At 68.0% G+C, this 17,605-nt stretch carries 16 protein-coding genes; all 16 read left to right on the top strand.

The annotated features are described in order from the left end of the window. The first annotated feature begins 7 nt into the window (after positions 1-7). The gene (locus tag C5E05_RS03555) at positions 8-1,777 is read left to right on the top strand and encodes a penicillin-binding protein 2 (protein WP_104241134.1); all 1,770 of its coding nucleotides are present in this window, start codon (positions 8-10) and stop codon (positions 1,775-1,777) included. A gap of 23 nt (positions 1,778-1,800) precedes the next feature. Beyond that, positions 1,801-3,333, top strand: coding sequence for a Mur ligase family protein (locus C5E05_RS03550; protein WP_104299065.1), 1,533 nt, complete (start codon positions 1,801-1,803; stop codon positions 3,331-3,333). Positions 3,334-3,337: 4 nt separating this feature from the next. Next, positions 3,338-4,756 carry a UDP-N-acetylmuramoyl-tripeptide--D-alanyl-D-alanine ligase gene (gene murF, locus C5E05_RS03545; RefSeq protein WP_104341100.1) on the top strand — a complete coding sequence of 473 codons (1,419 nt, stop codon included), beginning with the start codon at positions 3,338-3,340 and terminating at the stop codon, positions 4,754-4,756. Further along, entirely contained in the window at positions 4,753-5,850 is a 1,098-nt protein-coding gene (mraY, locus tag C5E05_RS03540; protein ID WP_104241137.1) for a phospho-N-acetylmuramoyl-pentapeptide-transferase, read from the top strand. Before murF ends, mraY begins: the two co-directional genes overlap by 4 nt. After that, positions 5,847-7,358 (top strand): UDP-N-acetylmuramoyl-L-alanine--D-glutamate ligase, encoded by a 1,512-nt coding sequence (gene murD, locus C5E05_RS03535; protein ID WP_104341099.1) that lies wholly within the window; start codon positions 5,847-5,849, stop codon positions 7,356-7,358. Before mraY ends, murD begins: the two co-directional genes overlap by 4 nt. Then, on the top strand, positions 7,318-8,547 hold the full coding sequence (gene ftsW / locus C5E05_RS03530) for a putative lipid II flippase FtsW (RefSeq protein ID WP_104299063.1): 1,230 nt from the start codon (positions 7,318-7,320) through the stop codon (positions 8,545-8,547). Before murD ends, ftsW begins: the two co-directional genes overlap by 41 nt. Beyond that, on the top strand, positions 8,544-9,629 hold the full coding sequence (locus tag C5E05_RS03525) for a glycosyltransferase (RefSeq protein ID WP_104299062.1): 1,086 nt from the start codon (positions 8,544-8,546) through the stop codon (positions 9,627-9,629). Before ftsW ends, C5E05_RS03525 begins: the two co-directional genes overlap by 4 nt. Positions 9,630-9,718: 89 nt before the next feature. Beyond that, a complete protein-coding gene (murC, locus tag C5E05_RS03520) occupies positions 9,719-11,128 on the top strand; it encodes a UDP-N-acetylmuramate--L-alanine ligase (protein WP_104241141.1) in 1,410 nt (469 codons plus the stop codon). Next, complete coding sequence (locus tag C5E05_RS03515; protein WP_104299061.1) at positions 11,125-11,847, top strand: FtsQ-type POTRA domain-containing protein; 723 nt, start codon at positions 11,125-11,127, stop codon at positions 11,845-11,847. The genes murC and C5E05_RS03515 overlap by 4 nt, the downstream gene beginning before the upstream one ends. A 253-nt stretch (positions 11,848-12,100) precedes the next feature. Beyond that, on the top strand, positions 12,101-13,327 hold the full coding sequence (gene ftsZ / locus C5E05_RS03510; RefSeq protein ID WP_104306582.1) for a cell division protein FtsZ: 1,227 nt from the start codon (positions 12,101-12,103) through the stop codon (positions 13,325-13,327). A 7-nt stretch (positions 13,328-13,334) separates the two neighbouring features. Next, on the top strand, positions 13,335-14,051 hold the full coding sequence (locus C5E05_RS03505; RefSeq protein WP_104306583.1) for a YggS family pyridoxal phosphate-dependent enzyme: 717 nt from the start codon (positions 13,335-13,337) through the stop codon (positions 14,049-14,051). A gap of 33 nt (positions 14,052-14,084) precedes the next feature. After that, positions 14,085-14,591, top strand: coding sequence for a cell division protein SepF (locus tag C5E05_RS03500; protein ID WP_104241145.1), 507 nt, complete (start codon positions 14,085-14,087; stop codon positions 14,589-14,591). 118 nt (positions 14,592-14,709) lie between these two features. Continuing rightward, on the top strand, positions 14,710-14,994 hold the full coding sequence (locus tag C5E05_RS03495) for a YggT family protein (protein ID WP_104241146.1): 285 nt from the start codon (positions 14,710-14,712) through the stop codon (positions 14,992-14,994). 306 nt (positions 14,995-15,300) lie between these two features. After that, positions 15,301-16,047, top strand: a complete 747-nt coding sequence (locus C5E05_RS03490) for a DivIVA domain-containing protein (RefSeq protein WP_104241147.1) — start codon at positions 15,301-15,303, stop codon at positions 16,045-16,047. A gap of 10 nt (positions 16,048-16,057) precedes the next feature. Then, positions 16,058-16,609 carry a signal peptidase II gene (gene lspA / locus C5E05_RS03485; protein ID WP_258063115.1) on the top strand — a complete coding sequence of 184 codons (552 nt, stop codon included), beginning with the start codon at positions 16,058-16,060 and terminating at the stop codon, positions 16,607-16,609. Then, positions 16,609-17,535 (top strand): RluA family pseudouridine synthase, encoded by a 927-nt coding sequence (locus C5E05_RS03480; protein WP_104241148.1) that lies wholly within the window; start codon positions 16,609-16,611, stop codon positions 17,533-17,535. Before lspA ends, C5E05_RS03480 begins: the two co-directional genes overlap by 1 nt. The last annotated feature ends 70 nt before the right edge of the window (positions 17,536-17,605 follow it).

Below are 17,605 nucleotides of genomic sequence, written 5' to 3'. Positions count from 1 at the left end.
GACCACCGTGTCACCGAAAGTGTCCAGGCGCAGGGCAGGCCTCGTCATCATCCTGGTGACCGCGGTGCTCGTCGCCTTCGGAGTGCGTCTCATCGACGTGCAGCTGGTCTCCGCGTCGACCATCAACGCCGACGCCGAATCGAAGCGCGGCGTCTCCAGCACCATCTTCAGCGAGCGCGGCTCGATCATCGACCGCAACGGCGAGATCCTCGCCGACTCCGCCGACCGATTCGACCTGACGGTCGCCCCAGCGAATGTCGCAGAGTTCGATCGCACGGGCGACGACGGCAAGACCGCCACGGTCTCCAGGGACCAGGCGCTCGGCGAGATCGCAGCCATCACCGGGCAGCAGCAGGCCGAGCTCATCGGCGTCATCGACGGGGCGCTTGCCATCGACCCCGACAGCAACTTCGCGTACCTCAGCCGGGGGCTCGAGCTCGCCGCGTATCAGAAGGTGCGCGCGCTCGAGATCCCATGGATCTACCCGAAGCGGGAAGCGGCGCGCGTCTACCCCAACGGGCAGGTGGCCGGGAACCTCACCGGCTTCCTCGGCGCCGACGGCGAGCCCCTTGCGGGACTCGAGCTGTCGGAGAACAAGTGCCTCGCGGGCGTCGACGGCGAGGAGACCTACGAGCGAAGCGCGGACAACGTGCGCATCCCCGGCACCGAGGTCACGCTGACCGAGGCCAAGCAGGGTGGCACGCTCAAGCTCACGGTCGACGCCGACCTGCAGTACTACGCACTCCAGGTTCTCGCGCAGCAGGTCACGGCGATGGGTGGCCAATGGGGGCACATCATCGTCCAGGAGGTCGGCACCGGCAAGATCCTCGCCGCGGCGGACTTCCCGTCCGTCGACCCCAACGACCCCGGCGCCACGGCGACGGAGGACCGCGGCTCGCGCGCCTTCACAGCACCGTACGAGCCCGGCTCGACGATGAAGGCACTCACCGCAGCGATGGTCTTCGACAAGGGCCTCTCCACGCCCGCTGAGCAGTTCACGGTGCCCGGCCGCTTCGAGCAGACCGACGTCAGCTTCGGCGACGACTGGGCGCACGGCGACGAACGCTGGACCGCTGCTGGCATCATGACGCGCTCCTCCAACATCGGCATCGCCTTGATGGGGCAGCGATTGAGCGCGGGCGAGCGCTACGACTACATGCTCGACTTCGGCCTGAACGCCGACACCGAGGCCGACTTCCTCGGAGAGGAGGCCGGAACGGTCCGCCCGTACGACGAGTGGGACCCGCAGACCAACTACGCCACGATGTTCGGCCAGGGCCTGCAGGTCACGGCCCCGCAGATGGCGAGCGCCTACCAGACCATCGCCAACGGCGGTCAGCGGCTTCCCGTCCAGCTCGTCGAAGGCTGCGAGACCGAGGACGGCTTCGTGCCGAGCGAACCCGGTGAGCCGCGCCAGGTCGTCTCCGCGCAGGCCGCAACCGACACGCTGACGCTGCTCGAGGCCACGGCGCAGAGCGGGAGCCTCGCGAACGAGGTGGCGATCCCCGGCTACCGTGTCGGCATCAAGACGGGCACCGCCGAGGTCTCTGACGGGCAGGGCCAGTACGTCGACGGCAGCTTCATGACCTCGATGGCGGGAGTCGCTCCGATCGACGACCCCAAGTACGTCGTGACGGTCTCGATCATGAACCCAACTACGATGAGGGGCAGCGCCGCCACCGCGCCAGCATGGCACGATGTCATGGCCTACGTCCTCCAATCCAACCGGGTGGCACCATCGCCGAGCCCGTGGCCGACGATCCCGACCACGTTCTGATCCGCACTACTGCACAGGAAGTCATGCCCGCAGCAAGCATTCGTCCATCCCACCCAGTGCCGCGCTCGCTCTCCGAGCTGTGCGCGCACTTCGGACTCGACGCCCCAGAAGGCGTCGACCAGGTCGAGGTGACCGGCGTCTCCATCTCATCACTGGACGTCGAAGCCGGAGACCTGTACGTGGGGCTCCCCGGTGCTCGCGTGCACGGAGCCAGCTACGCCGCGAACGCGGCCGAGGCCGGCGCCGTCGCTGTCCTCACCGACGCCGCCGGGGCCGAGCTGGCCGGCGACCTCGGAGTACCGGTCCTCGTGACCGAGGAGCCGCGTCTCGCGCTCGGCGACGTCTCCGCGTGGATCTACCGCACCGACCCGGACCAGCCGAAGCTCTTCGGCGTCACGGGAACCAACGGGAAGACGTCGGTCGTCTACATCCTCGACGGCCTCCTGCTGCAGCTGGGGGTCGTCACCGGCCTCACCACGACGGTCGAGCGCCGCATCGGCGAAGAGCGCATCGAGGCGAGCCTGACGACGCCAGAAGCCAGCGAGCTGCACGCGCTGCTCGCCCGCATGCGCGAGGTCGGCGTCCACGCGGCCAGCATCGAGGTCTCCGCGCAGGCCATCACGAGGCACCGGGTCGACGGCATCGAGTTCGACGTCGTCGGCTTCATCAACCTCTCGCACGACCACCTCGACGACTACGTCGACTTCGATGCCTACTTCGGGGAAAAGCTCAAGCTCTTCACGCCGGAGCGTGCTCGACGCGGCGTCGTGTCGCTCGACTCCGAGTGGGGCGCGCGCGTCGTCGAGGACTCCCGCATCCCCGTCACGACCATCTCCTCCAAGCCCGGGACCGACGCCGACTGGAACCTGGTCGTCACCGACTCCAGCGGAGGCAGCACGAGCTTCACGCTCACGAGCCCCGATGACCGGGTCCTGCACACGAGCATCCCGATGCCCGGCTGGTTCTCTGCGGCCAACGCGGGACTCGCGATCGCGATGCTCGTCGAGTCCGGCTACGACCTCGGCGAGATCGCCGAGGTGCTCGAGCGCGACGGCGGCATCGACGCCTTCGTGCCTGGGCGCCTCGAACTGGTCTCCGGTGAGCGAGGCCCTCGCCTGTACGTCGACTACGGGCACACCCCGGACGCGTTCGAGCAGACGCTCGGCGCGCTTCGCGCCATGACGACGGGACGCCTCTTCATGGTCTTCGGTGCCGACGGCGACCGCGACCGGACGAAGCGGCCCGAGATGGCGCGAGTCGCCGCCGCAGGCAGCGACGTCGTCATCATCACCGACTACAACCCCCGCACCGAGGACCCGGACGAGATCCGACGCGTCCTCGTCGAGAGCGCCAGGTCGAGCCACCCCGAACGCGAGCTCTACGAGATCGCCGACGCGAGCCTCGGTCTGCGCAAGGCGGTTTCGCTTGCGGGCGCAGAGGACACTATCCTCGTTGCCGGTCCGGGCCACGAGAGCTACACCGAGGTCGCGGGCAAGAAGATCCAGTATTCGGCACGAGAAGAGGCCAGAGCGGCGCTCAGGGAAGCAGGGTGGTGAGCGGATGATCGAACTCCGACTTCGCGAGATCGCAGAGATCACCGGGGGAGAAGCCCGACCGGCGGCAGGTGACACCCTCGAGAGCGTCTTCTCCGGGACCGTCGACACCGACTCTCGGCTCATCCGAACCGGCGATATCTTCGTCGCCAAGCCGGGCGAGTTCACCGACGGACACCTCTTCGCGCCGAAGGCGGTCGAGAACGGAGCCGCCCTCCTGCTCGTCGAGCGCGTCCTCGACCTCCCCGTCACCCAGGTCGTCGTCGATGACGCCGTCCTCGCGCTCGGGCGCCTCGCCACAGCGGTCGTGACCCGCGTCAAGGCCCGCGGCGAGCTCACGACGATCGCCGTGACCGGATCCAACGGCAAGACGACGACCAAGAACCTCCTCCGCGAGATCTTCTCGGCTCGAGGGGAGACCGTCGCCCCCGTCGCCAGCTTCAACAACGAGGTCGGAGCCCCGCTCACCTTCCTCAAGCTGACCGAGGGCACGCAGACCCTCATCGCCGAGATGGGTGCGAGCGCACCCGGCGAGATCAGCCGGCTCATCGCGATCGCCAAGCCCGACGTCGGGATCGTGCTCACGGTCGGCCTCGCCCACGCCGGCGAGTTCGGCGGCATCGAGGTGACGCTGACCTCGAAGACCGAGATGGTGCAGGGCCTCGTCGACGGCGACACCGCCGTGCTGAACGCCGACGACGGCCGGGTCGCCTCGATGGCCGACAAGACCGAGGCCGACGTCCTCTGGTTCGGCAGGGGAGCTCGAGCGGATGTGCGTGCGAGCGACGTCTCGACGAGCCTCGCCGGCACCCAGTTCACCTTGCACCTGCCCGGAGAGGACGCCGTCCTGGTGCGCTTCGGGGTCATCGGGGAGCATCACGTCACCAACGCGCTCGCCGCGGCAGCCGCAGCCCACACGCAGGGAGTTCCGGCGACCGAGATCCGCGACGCGCTCGAGCGCGTCACCCGCGCTGAGCAGTGGCGCATGGAGCTCCAGCACTCTGGCCAGGTCAACCTGATCAACGACGCGTACAACGCGAGCCCGGACTCCATGGCTGCTGCGCTGAAGACCATCGCGCAGATCGCGCCGACGGGGTCGCGCACGGTTGCGGTGCTCGGCGCCATGAGCGAGCTCGGCGACGCGTCGATCGAGGAGCACGACCGCCTCGGACTCCTCGCGGTCCGCCTCGGCATCGATCAGCTCATCGTCGTCGGCCGTGACGCGCGCGCGCTCCACCTCGGCGCCATCGCCCAGGGGTCCTGGGACGGCGAGTCCATCTTCGTCGAGTCCATGGACGAGGCCTACGAGCTCCTCGTGCGGGAGACCCGCCCTGGTGACCTCGTGCTCGTCAAGTCTTCGAACTCAGCGGGCCTCCGACACCTTGGGGACCGTTTCGCCGAGCACCTCAGGGGGCACTTCGCGTGATAGCGATCCTTATTGCCGGGGGCGTCGGGCTGGCGTTCACGCTCTTCATGACGCCGCTCTTCATCCGGCTCTTCCATCGCCTCGAGTGGGGTCAGTTCATCCGAGAGGACGGGCCCCAGGCCCACCACTCGAAGCGGGGCACCGCGACGATGGGCGGCATCGTCTTCATCGTGGGGTCGGTGCTCGCGTACTTCGCGGCGACGCTCGCGACGGGCGACCAGGTCACGGCCGCGGGACTCCTCATCCTCGGCATGATGGTCGGCCTCGGCGTCATCGGCTTCATCGACGATTTCCTCAAGGTGCGCAAGCAGCAGTCGCTCGGCCTCGGCGGATGGTCGAAGATCGTCGGCCAGGTCGTCGTCGCCGGGCTCTTCGCGGTGGTCGGCCTCCAGTTCCGAAACAACGACGGCGTGCCGGTCATCTCCACGCACATCTCGTTCATCCGCGACCTGCCCATCGACTTCATGGCGCTCGGCGCCGTCGCGGGAACGATCGCGCTCATCATCTGGATCGTCGTCATCACGACGAGCACGTCGAACGCCGTCAACGTGACGGACGGCCTCGACGGCCTCGCCACGGGGGCCTCGATCATCTCGATCGGCTCGTACGGCATCATCGCCTACTGGCAGTTCAACCAGGCCTGCGGGACCGAGCGTCTCGCGGAGTCGCTCGAGTCGGCGTGCTACACGGCGTACGCGCCCCTCGACGTCGCGATCGTCGCGGCCGGCATCGCGGGAGCCCTCATCGGCTTCCTCTGGTGGAACACCTCGCCTGCGCAGATCTTCATGGGCGACACCGGCTCGCTCGGCTTGGGTGGTGCCATCGCCGCCTTCGCCATCATCACCCGGACCGAGCTGCTCCTCGTCCTCATCGGCGGGCTGTTCGTCATGACGACCGGATCCGTCATCGTGCAGCGCATCTACTTCAAGCTCACCAAGGGGAAGCGCATCTTCCTCATGAGCCCGATCCACCACCACTTCGAGTTGAAGGGCTGGGCTGAGACGACGGTGGTCGTCAGGTTCTGGATCATCGCGGGGCTGTGCGCCGCGCTCGGCATCGGCCTCTTCTACGCGGAGTGGGGGGTCACGACGTGACCCGCGACATCGAGGCGCTGCGAAGCTGGCACGACGACTGGAACGGCGTCGCCGTCGCAGTGCTCGGACTCGGCAAGACCGGGTTCTCGGTCGCCGACACCCTCACCGAACTCGGTGCGAGGCCGCACGTCATCGCCCAGTCCCACGACGAGGAGCGCGAGCGCATCCTCGACGTCCTCGACGTCCCCGTCACGATCGCCGAGAGCGACGACGTCGCGGTCGAGGCGCTGCGGGGCCTCGGCGCCGACCTCGTGGTCGCGTCTCCCGGCTTCGCGCCGAGCCACCCGCTCATCGCGGCGGCTGAAGCGCTCGGCGTTCCGCTCTGGGGGGACGTGGAGCTCGCCTGGCGGCTTCGCGACAAGTTCGGGGAGCCGGCGCCGTGGCTCGCCGTCACCGGCACGAACGGCAAGACGACGACCACCCAGCTCGCAGCGCACATGGGGCTCGCCGCTGGCATCCGCACCGCGCCGTGCGGCAACATCGGCGTGCCGGTCCTCGACGTGCTCAGGGACCCGGCAGAGTTCCAGCTGCTCGTCGTCGAGCTCTCGAGCTTCCAACTGCACTCGCTGCACTCGATGTCGGCGCACGCGGCCGTCGTCCTCAACATCGCGGACGATCATCTCGACTGGCACGGCGGAGCCGAGGCCTATCGAGCAGCGAAGGGGCGCGTCTACGAGCGTGCCCAGATCGCCTGCGTCTACAACAAGGGCGACGAGGCCACGCTGGATCTCGTCGAGGCGGCCGACGTCATCGAGGGATGCCGTGCGATCGGCTTCGGCACGGATGTGCCCGGCCCCAGCGACTTCGGTGTCGTCGACGGCATCCTCGTCGACCGCGCGTTCCTCGATGATCGAGCGCGCACCGCGCTCGAGCTGACGACGCTGGATGAGCTGCGCCTGCGCGGGCTCTCCTCGAAGCACCTCGTCGAAGACGTGCTGGCGGCCGCCGCTCTCGTCCGCGCGGTCGGTGTTCCCGTCTCCGCCATCTCGGCTGCGCTCTCGACGTTCTCCGTCGACCGGCACCGCCACGAGGTCCTCGCCGAGCGCTCTGGCGTCCTGTGGGTCGATGATTCCAAGGCCACGAACGTGCACGCGGCCGATGCCTCCCTCGCCGCTCACCGCAGCGTCGTCTGGCTGGTCGGCGGGCTCCTGAAGGGTGTCGACATCGCACCCCTCGTCGCGAAGCATGCAGGGCGGCTGCGGGGCGCCGTCGTGCTCGGAGCCTCGCGCTCCGAGGTCGTCGACGCGTTCGCGCAACACGCGCCCCAGGTCACCTTCATCGAGATCGACGTGAGCGAAACTGACTCCATCATGAGTCGTGCCGTGGCGGAAGCCGCTCGGCTCGCGCAGGACGGGGACACCGTGCTGCTCGCACCGGCGGCCGCCTCCATGGATCAGTTCGTGAGTTACAGCGACCGTGGTCAGCGATTCGCGCTGGCCGTCGCGTCGCATCTTGAAGGGGGCCTGCATGCCGAGACAGAAGGCTCCCCGGACCGCACCCCCGAGTAGTCCTGGCGGCTCGAGCGCCCGCACCGCGCCCGCCCGCAAGAGCTCCTCGACCGCCGTCGTCGTCTCCCTCGGCAAGCGCATCCGCGGCGTCAACAGGAACTTCGTGCTCCTGCTGTCCATCACGCTGTTCCTCGTCGCCTTCGGCATCGTCATGGTGCTCTCGAGCTCCTCGGTCGAGGAATTCGCGGGAGGGAACGCGGTCTCGTCACGGTTCGTGAGCCAGGCGACGTTCGCGGCGCTCGGCATCCCGCTCATGCTCTTCGCATCCCGGATGCCCCTCAGCTTCTGGAAGAGGTCGGCGTGGGCCGCGCTCGCCGTCGCCATCATCCTCCAGGCGCTCGTCTTCACGCCCATCGGCGTGGACATCAACGGCAACCGGGCCTGGATCAACCTCGGCTTCACGACGATGCAGCCGGCGGAGGTCGTCAAGGTCGCCCTTGTGCTCTGGCTCGGTCTCATCATCGGCCGCAAGCAGGGCAAGCTCCACATCGGCAAGGAGGTCGCGGTCCCGATCGTGCCCGTCCTGCTCCTCTGCTTCGGGATCATGCTCCTGAGCAAGGACCTCGGCACCATCATCGTGGTCGGGGCGCTTGTGCTCGGTGCGCTGTACTTCGGGGGAGTTGCAACCAGATACCTCCTGCTGGCTCTCGCCGTCGCCGTGGCCGGGGCGGTGCTGATGTCGGTCTTCAGCGACAACCGCATGGCCCGCATCACCAACTTCTTCGGCGGCGACGTCGACTACGAGTCGTGGGGGTGGCAGAGCGCCCACGGCCTCTATGCGCTGGCCGCCGGTGGCCTCTTCGGCTCCGGCCTCGGGAACTCGAAGGCCAAGTGGTCGTGGCTGCCTGAGGCCGACAACGACTTCATCTTCGCGATCATCGGCGAAGAGCTCGGGCTCGTCGGCGCGATCGTGGTGATCGGGCTCTTCGTCCTGCTCGCCGTCGTGCTCGTGCGCATCTACCACGAGGCGAGCGACTGGACCGCGAAGACGATCGTCGGCGGAGTGCTGACCTGGATCGTCTTCCAGGCCTTCGTGAATATCGCCGTGGTCATCGGCTTCCTCCCCGTGCTCGGCGTGCCGCTCCCGCTCGTCTCCTCCGGTGGTTCCGCGCTCATCACGACACTCTTCGCGATTGGCATAGTCTTGTCGATCGCCCGCAACCCGAAGAGATCGGAGTCACGCACGTGACCAACTACCTGCTCGCCGGAGGCGGCACGGCCGGCCACGTCAACCCACTCCTCGCAGTCGCAGATGCGCTGCGCGCCCGTGACCCGGAATCCAAGATCTTCGTCCTCGGCACGAAGGAAGGGCTCGAAGCGCGCCTCGTGCCAGCCCGCGGATACGAGCTCCTGACCATCCCGAAGCTGCCGTTCCCGCGACGCCCGAACGCGCAGGTGCTCACGTTCCTGCCGCGGCTTCGCGAAACCGTCTCCTCCGTCCGGCGCATGCTCGTCGAGCACGACATCGATGCGGTCGCAGGGTTCGGCGGCTACGCGGCCGCTCCCGCCTACCTGGCCGCCCGGGGGCGAGTGCCGATCGTCGTGCACGAGGCGAACGCGCTCCCCGGCATGGCGAACAAGCTCGGCGCGCGCTGGGCGAAGCGGGTCGGCGTGGCTTTCGACGGCACCCCGCTCCGTGGGGCCGTGACCGTCGGCATGCCCCTGCGCGCCGAGATCGAGCACCTCGATCGTGCGGCGAAGCGGAGCGAGGCCGTCGAATTCTTCGGACTCGACCCGGCACGCCGCACCCTCCTCGTCACCGGAGGCTCGCTCGGTGCGAGGCGCGTCAACGAGACGGTGAGGGCCGTGGTCCCCGAGCTGATCGCGGAGGGGTGGCAGGTCCTTCACCTCGTCGGCGGGCTATCCAAGTTCGAGCACGACGAGCTCGACGGCTACCACGTCCTCGAGTACTGCGACCGAATGGATCTGGCCTTCGCGGCCGCCGACCTGGTCGTGGCCCGCGCTGGCGCGTCGACGGTCAGCGAACTCGGCGTCGTCGGACTCCCAGCCGTCTACGTGCCGTACCCCGCGGCCACGGGTGATCACCAGACGATCAACATCCGCTCGGTGCTCGCTGCCGGCGGCGCCCTCCGCGTGACCGACGGCGACTTCTCCCCGGAGTGGGCGTCGAAAGAGCTCCTCGCGCTCGCTCGCGACGACGAGCGCCGCGCTCGCATGGAGGCCGCGACCCTCGCGTCCGCGCAGCGGGACGGCGCTGCTCGCGTCGTCACGCTCCTCGACGAGGCGCTGCGGAGCCCTCAGGGGCGCTAGATTTCCCACCTCGGTCAGGCGGAGTACCCTCGACCATCGACGTGGCATACGCCGCGCAGCTCGAAGACCGAGCGAACCCAGGAGCAGAGATGATCAATCCAGACGCCACCGCGCAGATCCCCGATGAGATCGGCGCGGTGCACTTCATCGGCATCGGCGGCTCGGGCATGAGCGGCATTGCACGCATGATGCTCGACCGTGGCCTCACCGTCTCCGGCAGCGATCGCACCGAGAACTACGCGACCAGGGAGCTTCGCGAACGCGGAGCCCGGGTGGAGATCGGGCACGCCGCCGAGCACCTCGGCGACGCCGACACCATCGTCGTGACGAGCGCCCTCTGGCCAGACAACCCGGAGCTCGTCCTGGCGAAGCAGCGCGGACTCAACGTCCTGCACCGCTCGCAGGCACTCGTCTGGCTGACGCGCGGAAGCCGTCTCGTCTCGGTCGCAGGCGCACACGGGAAGACCACGTCGACCGGCATGGTCGTCACGGCGTTGGACGCGCTCGATGCCTCCCCGAGCTTCGTGAACGGCGGCATCATCTCGGCGCTCGGCACGAGCTCCGCGGTGGGCTCCGGTGAGGCGTTCGTCGTCGAGGCGGACGAGTCCGACGGTTCCTTCCTGTTCTACGACACGGCGATCGCGCTCATCACGAACGTCGACAACGACCACCTCGACCATTACGGCACCGTCGAGGCCTTCGAGGCCGCGTTCGTCCAGTTCGCAGACGCCGCCACCGAGGCCGTCGTCATCTCGAGCGACGACCCGCTCGCCGTCGAGCTGACCGGGAAGCTCTCCCACGACCGCATCCTGACCTTCGGCCAGGCTCCGTCGGCCGACGCGCGCGTCTCCGACATCGCGTCCGAGGGCGGGGAGACCCGGTTCACCGTCACCTGGCAGGGCGTCGACTACCCGGCGCTCCTGCACGTGCCCGGCGTCCACAACGCGCTGAACGCGACCGGCGCGTTCGTCGTCCTCGTGCAGCTCGGCTTCGAGCCCGCCGCCGTCCTCGACGCGCTCTCGGAGTTCGGAGGCACCAAGCGCCGTTTCGAGCTGCACGGCACGGTGAACGGTGTCAGCGTCTACGACGACTACGCCCACCACCCGGCCGAAGTCGAGGCAGCGCTCTCCGCGGCTCGCACCGTCGTCGGCTCCGGCCGCCTCATCGCCGTCCACCAGCCCCACCTCTACTCGCGCACGCTGGCGATGAGCGACGTGTTCGCCGAGGTCTACGAGCGCCTCGCCGACGAGACCGTCGTGCTCGACGTGTGCGGAGCTCGGGAGGACCCGATCGAGGGCGTCACCGGGGCCCTGGTGGAGAACGCCTTCGTCGACCAGAGCAAGGTCGCCTATCGCCCCGACTGGCAGGATGCTGCCGACACTGTGGCCCAGATCTCCCGCGACGGCGACTTCGTGATCACCTTCGGCTGCGGCGACGTCAACCTCATCGTGCCCCAGCTCCTCGACGCGCTCGGCGCGAAGGAGCAAGGCCAGTCGTGAGCGTGCTCGGCGACGAGGCGCGCCGATTCACCTGGCGCGCGCGACGGCGTCGTCGCATCCTGCTCTGGATCGCGGCGGCCCTCGCCGCCCTCGTGGCGTTCGTGGCGGTCGCCGTCTACAGCCCCATCATGTCCGTGCGGGAGATCGTGGTGTCCGGCGCCGAGCGCGTCGACAAGGCGCAGGTCGACGCATCCCTCGCCGATCTCAACGGCCAGCCGCTCGCCCTCGTCACGAACGAGGACGTTGAGACCCGGTTGCAGTCCTACGTGCTGGTGCAGAGCTACTCGATTCGAGTCGAACCTCCGAGCAGGCTCGTCGTGACGATCGTCGAGCGCTCCCCGATCGGTACCGTCCAGGTGCCGGCAGGCTACGACGTCATGGACGCAGCGGGAGTCGTGCTGTGGACGCAGCCGGAACCCGCCGCCGACATTCCCACCCTCGAGCTCGACGGGCAGGGAGTCGACTCCGAGGCGTTCGCGTCGGCAGCCGCGGTCTCGCTCGCGCTTCCCGTCGAGTTCCGCTCCGGAGTGGCTGCGGTCACGGCCAAGAGCATCGACGACGTCCGCCTCACGATGCGAAGCGGCGCGGAGGTCGTCTGGGGGAGCGCCGAGGAGTCCGACCGCAAGGCCGAGGTGCTCGCGGCTCTCGTCGCGGCGACAGCCGAGCAGTCCATCTCGAGCTACGACGTGTCGAGTCCGGAGACACCCGTCACCCGCTGATGCGAGCCCGCGGTGGCGGTCACGGGGAAACCTTCAAGTGGGGGTTGAAGCGACTCACGGTCATTCGCCGCGCAAAACGCAACACACCTGCGGACTGCACGGATCGTGCGGGCTTCGCGACCTAGCGTCGAAGCAAGCAATCAGGAAACCGCATATCTCTGAGCTTCAAGTAGAGGTTGAAGCTCTCGGGCTTCTCGCCGAGGTGTGCACTCCGTACTTCATCCACACCACACGCCAACGAGGGGCCGGACACGTGTCGAACACCAACAACTACCTCGCCGTCATCAAGGTCGTCGGCATCGGCGGCGGCGGCGTCAATGCAGTCAACCGCATGATCGAGCTCGGCCTTCGTGGCGTCGAGTTCATCGCGATCAACACCGATGCTCAGGCGCTGCTCATGAGCGACGCCGACGTCAAGCTGGACGTGGGCCGCGAGCTCACCCGTGGGCTCGGAGCGGGAGCCGACCCAGAGGTCGGACGCCGTGCCGCCGAGGACCACGCCGAGGAGATCGAGCAGGCGCTCGCCGGCGCCGACATGGTCTTCGTGACCGCGGGAGAAGGCGGAGGCACCGGAACGGGTGGCGCTCCGGTCGTCGCCCGCATAGCCAAGTCCATCGGCGCCCTCACGATCGGTGTCGTCACGAAGCCCTTCAGCTTCGAGGGTCGCCGCCGCATGCAGCAGGCCGAGCAGGGCGTTGCGACCCTGAAGGAAGAGGTCGACACCCTCATCGTCGTGCCCAACGACCGTCTCCTGGAGATCAGCGACCGCGGAATCTCGATGATCGAGGCGTTCTCCACGGCAGACCAGGTGCTGCTCGCCGGTGTGCAGGGCATCACCGACCTCATCACGACTCCTGGCCTCATCAACCTCGACTTCGCCGACGTGAAGTCGGTCATGCAGGGTGCCGGCTCCGCCCTCATGGGCATCGGCTCCTCCCGAGGCGCGGACCGTGCCATCAAGGCCGCAGAGCTCGCCGTGGCCTCACCTCTGCTCGAGGCGAGCATCGAGGGTGCCCACGGCGTCCTGCTGTCGATCCAGGGTGGCTCCAACCTCGGCATCTTCGAGATCAACGACGCCGCCAAGCTCGTGCAGGAGGCCGTCCACCAGGAGGCCAACATCATCTTCGGTGCCGTCATCGACGACACCCTCGGCGATGAGGTGCGCGTGACGGTCATCGCCGCAGGCTTCGCCGGTGGCGAGCCCAAGACGATCCAGGAGCAGCAGGTGGCCCCGGCGGTCGCCGCGGCTCCCGTGCAGCAGGCGAATACCGGAGCGATCGGGCTCGGCGCTGCTGCTGCCGCAGTCGCATCGGCCCCCGCGGCGCCCATCGAACGGGAGCCCGTCCAGGCCCCGGTCCCCGTAGCGCAGGCCCCGTCCTGGTCGACGGCTGAGGCTCCCACGATCGCTCCGCGCCGCGAGCCAGAGGCGGCGTACGACGACGCCGAGGACATCCTCGACGTCCCGGACTTCCTCAAGTAGGGCGCACATGCCAGAGCACGCAGTGGAGGCGCTCGGCCAGGGTCATTCGACGCTGGCCGAGCGCCTCTCGGCGATCCAGGCGGCCATCGGCGAGAGCTGCAGTGCCGCGGGCCGGGACGTCGCCGAGGTCACCCTCATCCCGGTCACCAAGTTCCACGGTCCAGAGCTCGTGGCCCAGCTCATCGACCTCGGACTGCGCCGCTTCGCGGAGAGCAGGCATCCGGAGGCGAGAGACAAGGCCGAGGCGCTCGCCGGCCGCGCCGAGCTCGAGTGGCACTTCGTCGGTCAGATCCAGACGAAGAAGGCCAGGCAGATCGCCCAGTACGCGGATGCCGTGCACTCGATCGACCGCGCGGGCCTCGTCGACGCCCTGTCGACGATCGAGCGCGAGCGGCCGCTGCCCGTCTTCGTGCAGGTCAACATGACGCCAGACGCCACCCGGGGTGGCGTCCAGCCCGACGAGCTCGACGCGCTCGTCGAGCACGTGCTCCGCACTCCGACCCTCGAGCTGCAGGGCCTCATGTGCGTTGCCCCGCTGGGGGAGGAGCCGCGCGCATCCTTCGGCGAGCTCAGGGAGCTGGGCCAGCGCATCCAGGCGCTCGCGCCAGCTGCCACCGCACTCTCGATGGGCATGTCGAACGATTTCAGGGAAGCCATCGAAAACGGTGCGACACACCTAAGGATCGGCGCGGCAATCACGGGAAAGCGCCCCGACCGGACGTAGCGTGGACGCACGCCGAACACACGGAGGAGCACAATGGCCAACCCGCTGCGCAATGCCATGGTCTACCTGGGCCTTGCTGACGAAGACGAGCAGAATCTGCACGACGAGACGCCCCAGGCGCAGCAGCAGCAGAGGCAGTCGCCCACGGCGGCCCCCTCGCCGCAGCTCTCCCCGGTGGTCACCGAGCGCCCCAAGCCGGCGCCAGTGACTCCGATCACCAAAGCTCCCAAGCACACTTCGACCCCGGCGATGGCGGAAATGAACGAGATCCTCACGGTCCACCCGAAGGCCTACAACAAAGACGCGCAGGTCATCGCCGAGAACTTCCGCGATGGCGTCCCGGTCATCATGAACCTCTCGGAGATGGACGAGGCTGAAGCCCGTCGCCTCATCGACTTCGCGAGCGGACTTTCTCAGGGCCTGTATGGCAAGATCGAGCGCGTGACGAGCCGGGTCTTCCTGCTCTCTCCGCAGCACATCGCCGTCCACGGCGAGTCGAGCAAGCTCGAGGCGGAGAAGGAAGCCTCGTTCTTCCAGTAGCCCCATCCAGTCAGGCTCTGCCGCCAGGCGGACCGGCCCGCATTCGCGCGAACGGTGAGACGGTGCATCCAGTGGGTGCACCGTCGCCGTGTCTGCGCGACAACATCTCAGGAAACGAATGAACATCCTCGGCGCGATCCTCGGCTTCATCATCGGCCTCTACATCATGGTGATGTGGGGGCGGCTGATCCTCGACTACGCGCGCATGTTCGCCCCGCGCTGGAAGCCGAAGGGCTTCGTCCTCGTGCTCTGCGAAGGCGTGTACTCGCTGACCGACCCGCCCCTCCGTGCGGTTCGGAAGGTCGTCCCGCCGCTCCGCATCGGCAACATCGCGCTCGACCTCGCCTGGATCATCGTGATGTTCGCCCTCGTCATCACGTCGAATCTCGTCCGTCTCCTCTGAGCGCGGCTGCCGTCCGGTCCCGGTTCTGCCCCGTGGATGGCCGGAATCGGCGTATTCCACGAGGTCAATGCCGACTTTCCCGGCAGAATGTGACGCGCGGGACCCAAGTGCCGTAATGTGACCTATGTGCTGTGCAGCACAGCAACGTTCTGCGCGCACACCTGTGCAACGCTAGTGTTGTCAAGTCAGACCCAGTGTCTTGAAGCAAGATCCAATGTCTTGAAGTCAGGCCCAGAGTCTTGAAGTAAAACTCAGTGTCTATACCAGATACAGACCAATCGCAGAGAGAGTCGAAAGGTGGCCGACATGGCACTCACTCCTGAGGACGTCATCAACAAACGCTTCCAGCAGACCAAGTTCCGCGAGGGGTACGACCAAGATGAGGTCGACGACTTCCTCGACGAGGTCGTTGCAGAGATGCGCCGCCTCGTGGGGGAGAACGAGCAGCTTCGTCAGCAGCTCGAAGAGGCACAGGCCCGCGCCGATCACGCGCCGGCTGCAGCCGCTCCCGCCCCGGTCGAGGAGCCCAGCGTCGAGGTCGAGGCAGCGCCCGAGCCCGAGCCGGAGCCCATCGCTCCGCTCGCTCAGCCCGCAGCTCCCGCACCCGTCGTCGCGCAGGGCGAAGACGAGGCCGAGACGAGCAGCTCGCTCATCGCGCTCGCCCGTCGCCTCCACGACGAGCACGTCGAAGAGGGAACCCGCAAGCGCGACGAGATCATCGCAACGGGCGAGACCCGTGCACGAGAGATCGTCGCCGAGTCCGAGACCCGCGCCCGTCAGATCGAGGGCGACAGCGAGAAGCGTGCCCGCGAGATCACGGCCGAGTCCGAGGGTCGTGCCCGCACGATCGTCACCGAGGCCGAGGCCAAGGAACGCGAGACCCTCGGTCGCCTCGAGGAGACCAAGACGAAGCTCGAGGCTCGCATCGAAGAACTCCGCATCTTCGAGCGCGAGTACCGCAACAACCTGCGCTCCTACATCGAGGGACAGCTCAACGACCTGAACCGTCAGGCCAGCGACGTCCTCGAAGGCTCCGCACCAGCGGGCCAGTAGCAACCGGAACGTGGAGGACACACCTCTGCAGACCACCGAACGGCGATCGCGACCGAGCATCCGCATTCTTGCGATGCTCGCCGCGGTCGCCGTCGGCGCGTTTGCGCTCGACCAGATCAGCAAGGCCGCCGTCGTCGGATCGATGACCGAGGGCCAGACCATCGAAGTGCTCGGGGGATTCCTCCAATGGCATTTCGTCAGGAACCCCGGCGCGGCCTTCTCCTTCGCCGCAGGTTCGACGTGGATCTTCACGGGCGTCTCGACCATCATGGTGATCGTCATCGTCGTCGTGGCCAGGAAGCTGGGTTCGAAGCTGTGGGCCGCCGTCTTCGGGCTCGTGCTCGGCGGGGCGCTCGGCAACCTCTGGGACCGGCTCTTCCGCGAGCCGGGCTTCGGTGTCGGTCACGTCATCGACTTCATCTACACGCCCTGGATGCTGCCGGCGATCTACAACGTCGCGGACATGTGCATCGTCGTGGGGATGTCGGCGTTCGTGCTGCTCACCCTGTTCGACATCGGATTCGACGGCAAGCGCCGACCAAAGGCGAAGAAGGACGCGTGATGCAATCCAGGACGATCCCGATCCCAGACGGCCTCGAGGGGGCCCGCGTCGACGCGGGAGTCTCGAAGCTGCTCGGGCTCAGCAGGACGCAGGTGGCCGACATCGCCGCAGCCGGCGGCATCACGATCGACGGCAAGCAGGTCGGCAAGTCCGACCGGATGATGGCGGGTTCCGTCATCTCCGTCGAATGGCAGCAGGCTGGGCCGGTCGAAGTCGTGCCCATCGCGGTGCCCGACCTCAAGATCGTGCACGATGAGGACGACTTCGTCGTGATCGACAAGCCCGTCGGCGTGGCAGCCCATCCATCGATCGGATGGGATGGGCCGACGGTCCTTGGTGCGCTCGCAGCGGCGGGCTTCACGATCTCGACGTCCGGGCAATCCGAGCGCCAGGGCATCGTGCATCGCCTCGACGCGGGCACCAGCGGACTCATGGTCGTCGCGAAGAGCGAGCTGGCATACGCGCAGCTCAAGAAGGCCTTCCACGACCGCGAGGTCGACAAGGTCTACCACGCGGTCGTCCAGGGCCACCCTGATCCGCTCTCCGGAACGATCGATGCCCCCATCGGGCGCCACCCGGGGTCCTCGTGGAAGTTCGCCGTGACGAGCGAGGGCAAGCCCTCCGTCACGCACTACGAGACCACGGAGGCGTTCCGTCGTGGAGCCCTCCTCGAGGTGCACCTCGAGACGGGGCGCACACATCAGATCCGCGTGCACATGGCCGCACAGCGCCATCCCTGCATCGGCGACCCGCTCTACGGATCCGACCCGATCCTCGCCGCGAAGCTCGGCCTCAAGCGCCAGTGGCTGCACGCGAAGGAGCTCGGGTTCGCGCACCCCAGAACAGGTGAGCCCGTGCGGTTCACGACCGAGTACCCCGACGACCTGGCGCACTCGCTCGAGGTGCTGCGCGAGGGCGAGCTGTAGTCCACAGGCACGCTCGCGGACCCGCTCCGGCGATCTAAGATGGGTGCGCCGATCCACCCTTCTTCCCGGA

This window comes from Pseudoclavibacter sp. AY1H1 (assembly GCF_002931055.1).
Lineage (GTDB): Bacteria > Actinomycetota > Actinomycetes > Actinomycetales > Microbacteriaceae > Pseudoclavibacter.
Note: the sequence above shows the minus strand (reverse complement) of the source record. Positions and strands in the feature narration are given on the sequence as shown.

Excerpts from the sequence above, each read along its gene's own strand:
- C5E05_RS03550 (WP_104299065.1), top strand. The coding sequence starts at position 1,801 with ATGCCCGCAGCAAGCATTCGTCCATCCCACCCAGTGCCGCGCTCGCTC.
- murF (WP_104341100.1), top strand. The coding sequence starts at position 3,338 with ATGATCGAACTCCGACTTCGCGAGATCGCAGAGATCACCGGGGGAGAA.
- ftsW (WP_104299063.1), top strand. The coding sequence starts at position 7,318 with ATGCCGAGACAGAAGGCTCCCCGGACCGCACCCCCGAGTAGTCCTGGC.
- murC (WP_104241141.1), top strand. The coding sequence starts at position 9,719 with ATGATCAATCCAGACGCCACCGCGCAGATCCCCGATGAGATCGGCGCG.
- C5E05_RS03505 (WP_104306583.1), top strand. The coding sequence starts at position 13,335 with ATGCCAGAGCACGCAGTGGAGGCGCTCGGCCAGGGTCATTCGACGCTG.
- C5E05_RS03500 (WP_104241145.1), top strand. The coding sequence starts at position 14,085 with ATGGCCAACCCGCTGCGCAATGCCATGGTCTACCTGGGCCTTGCTGAC.
- C5E05_RS03495 (WP_104241146.1), top strand. The coding sequence starts at position 14,710 with ATGAACATCCTCGGCGCGATCCTCGGCTTCATCATCGGCCTCTACATC.
- C5E05_RS03490 (WP_104241147.1), top strand. The coding sequence starts at position 15,301 with ATGGCACTCACTCCTGAGGACGTCATCAACAAACGCTTCCAGCAGACC.
- C5E05_RS03480 (WP_104241148.1), top strand. The coding sequence starts at position 16,609 with ATGCAATCCAGGACGATCCCGATCCCAGACGGCCTCGAGGGGGCCCGC.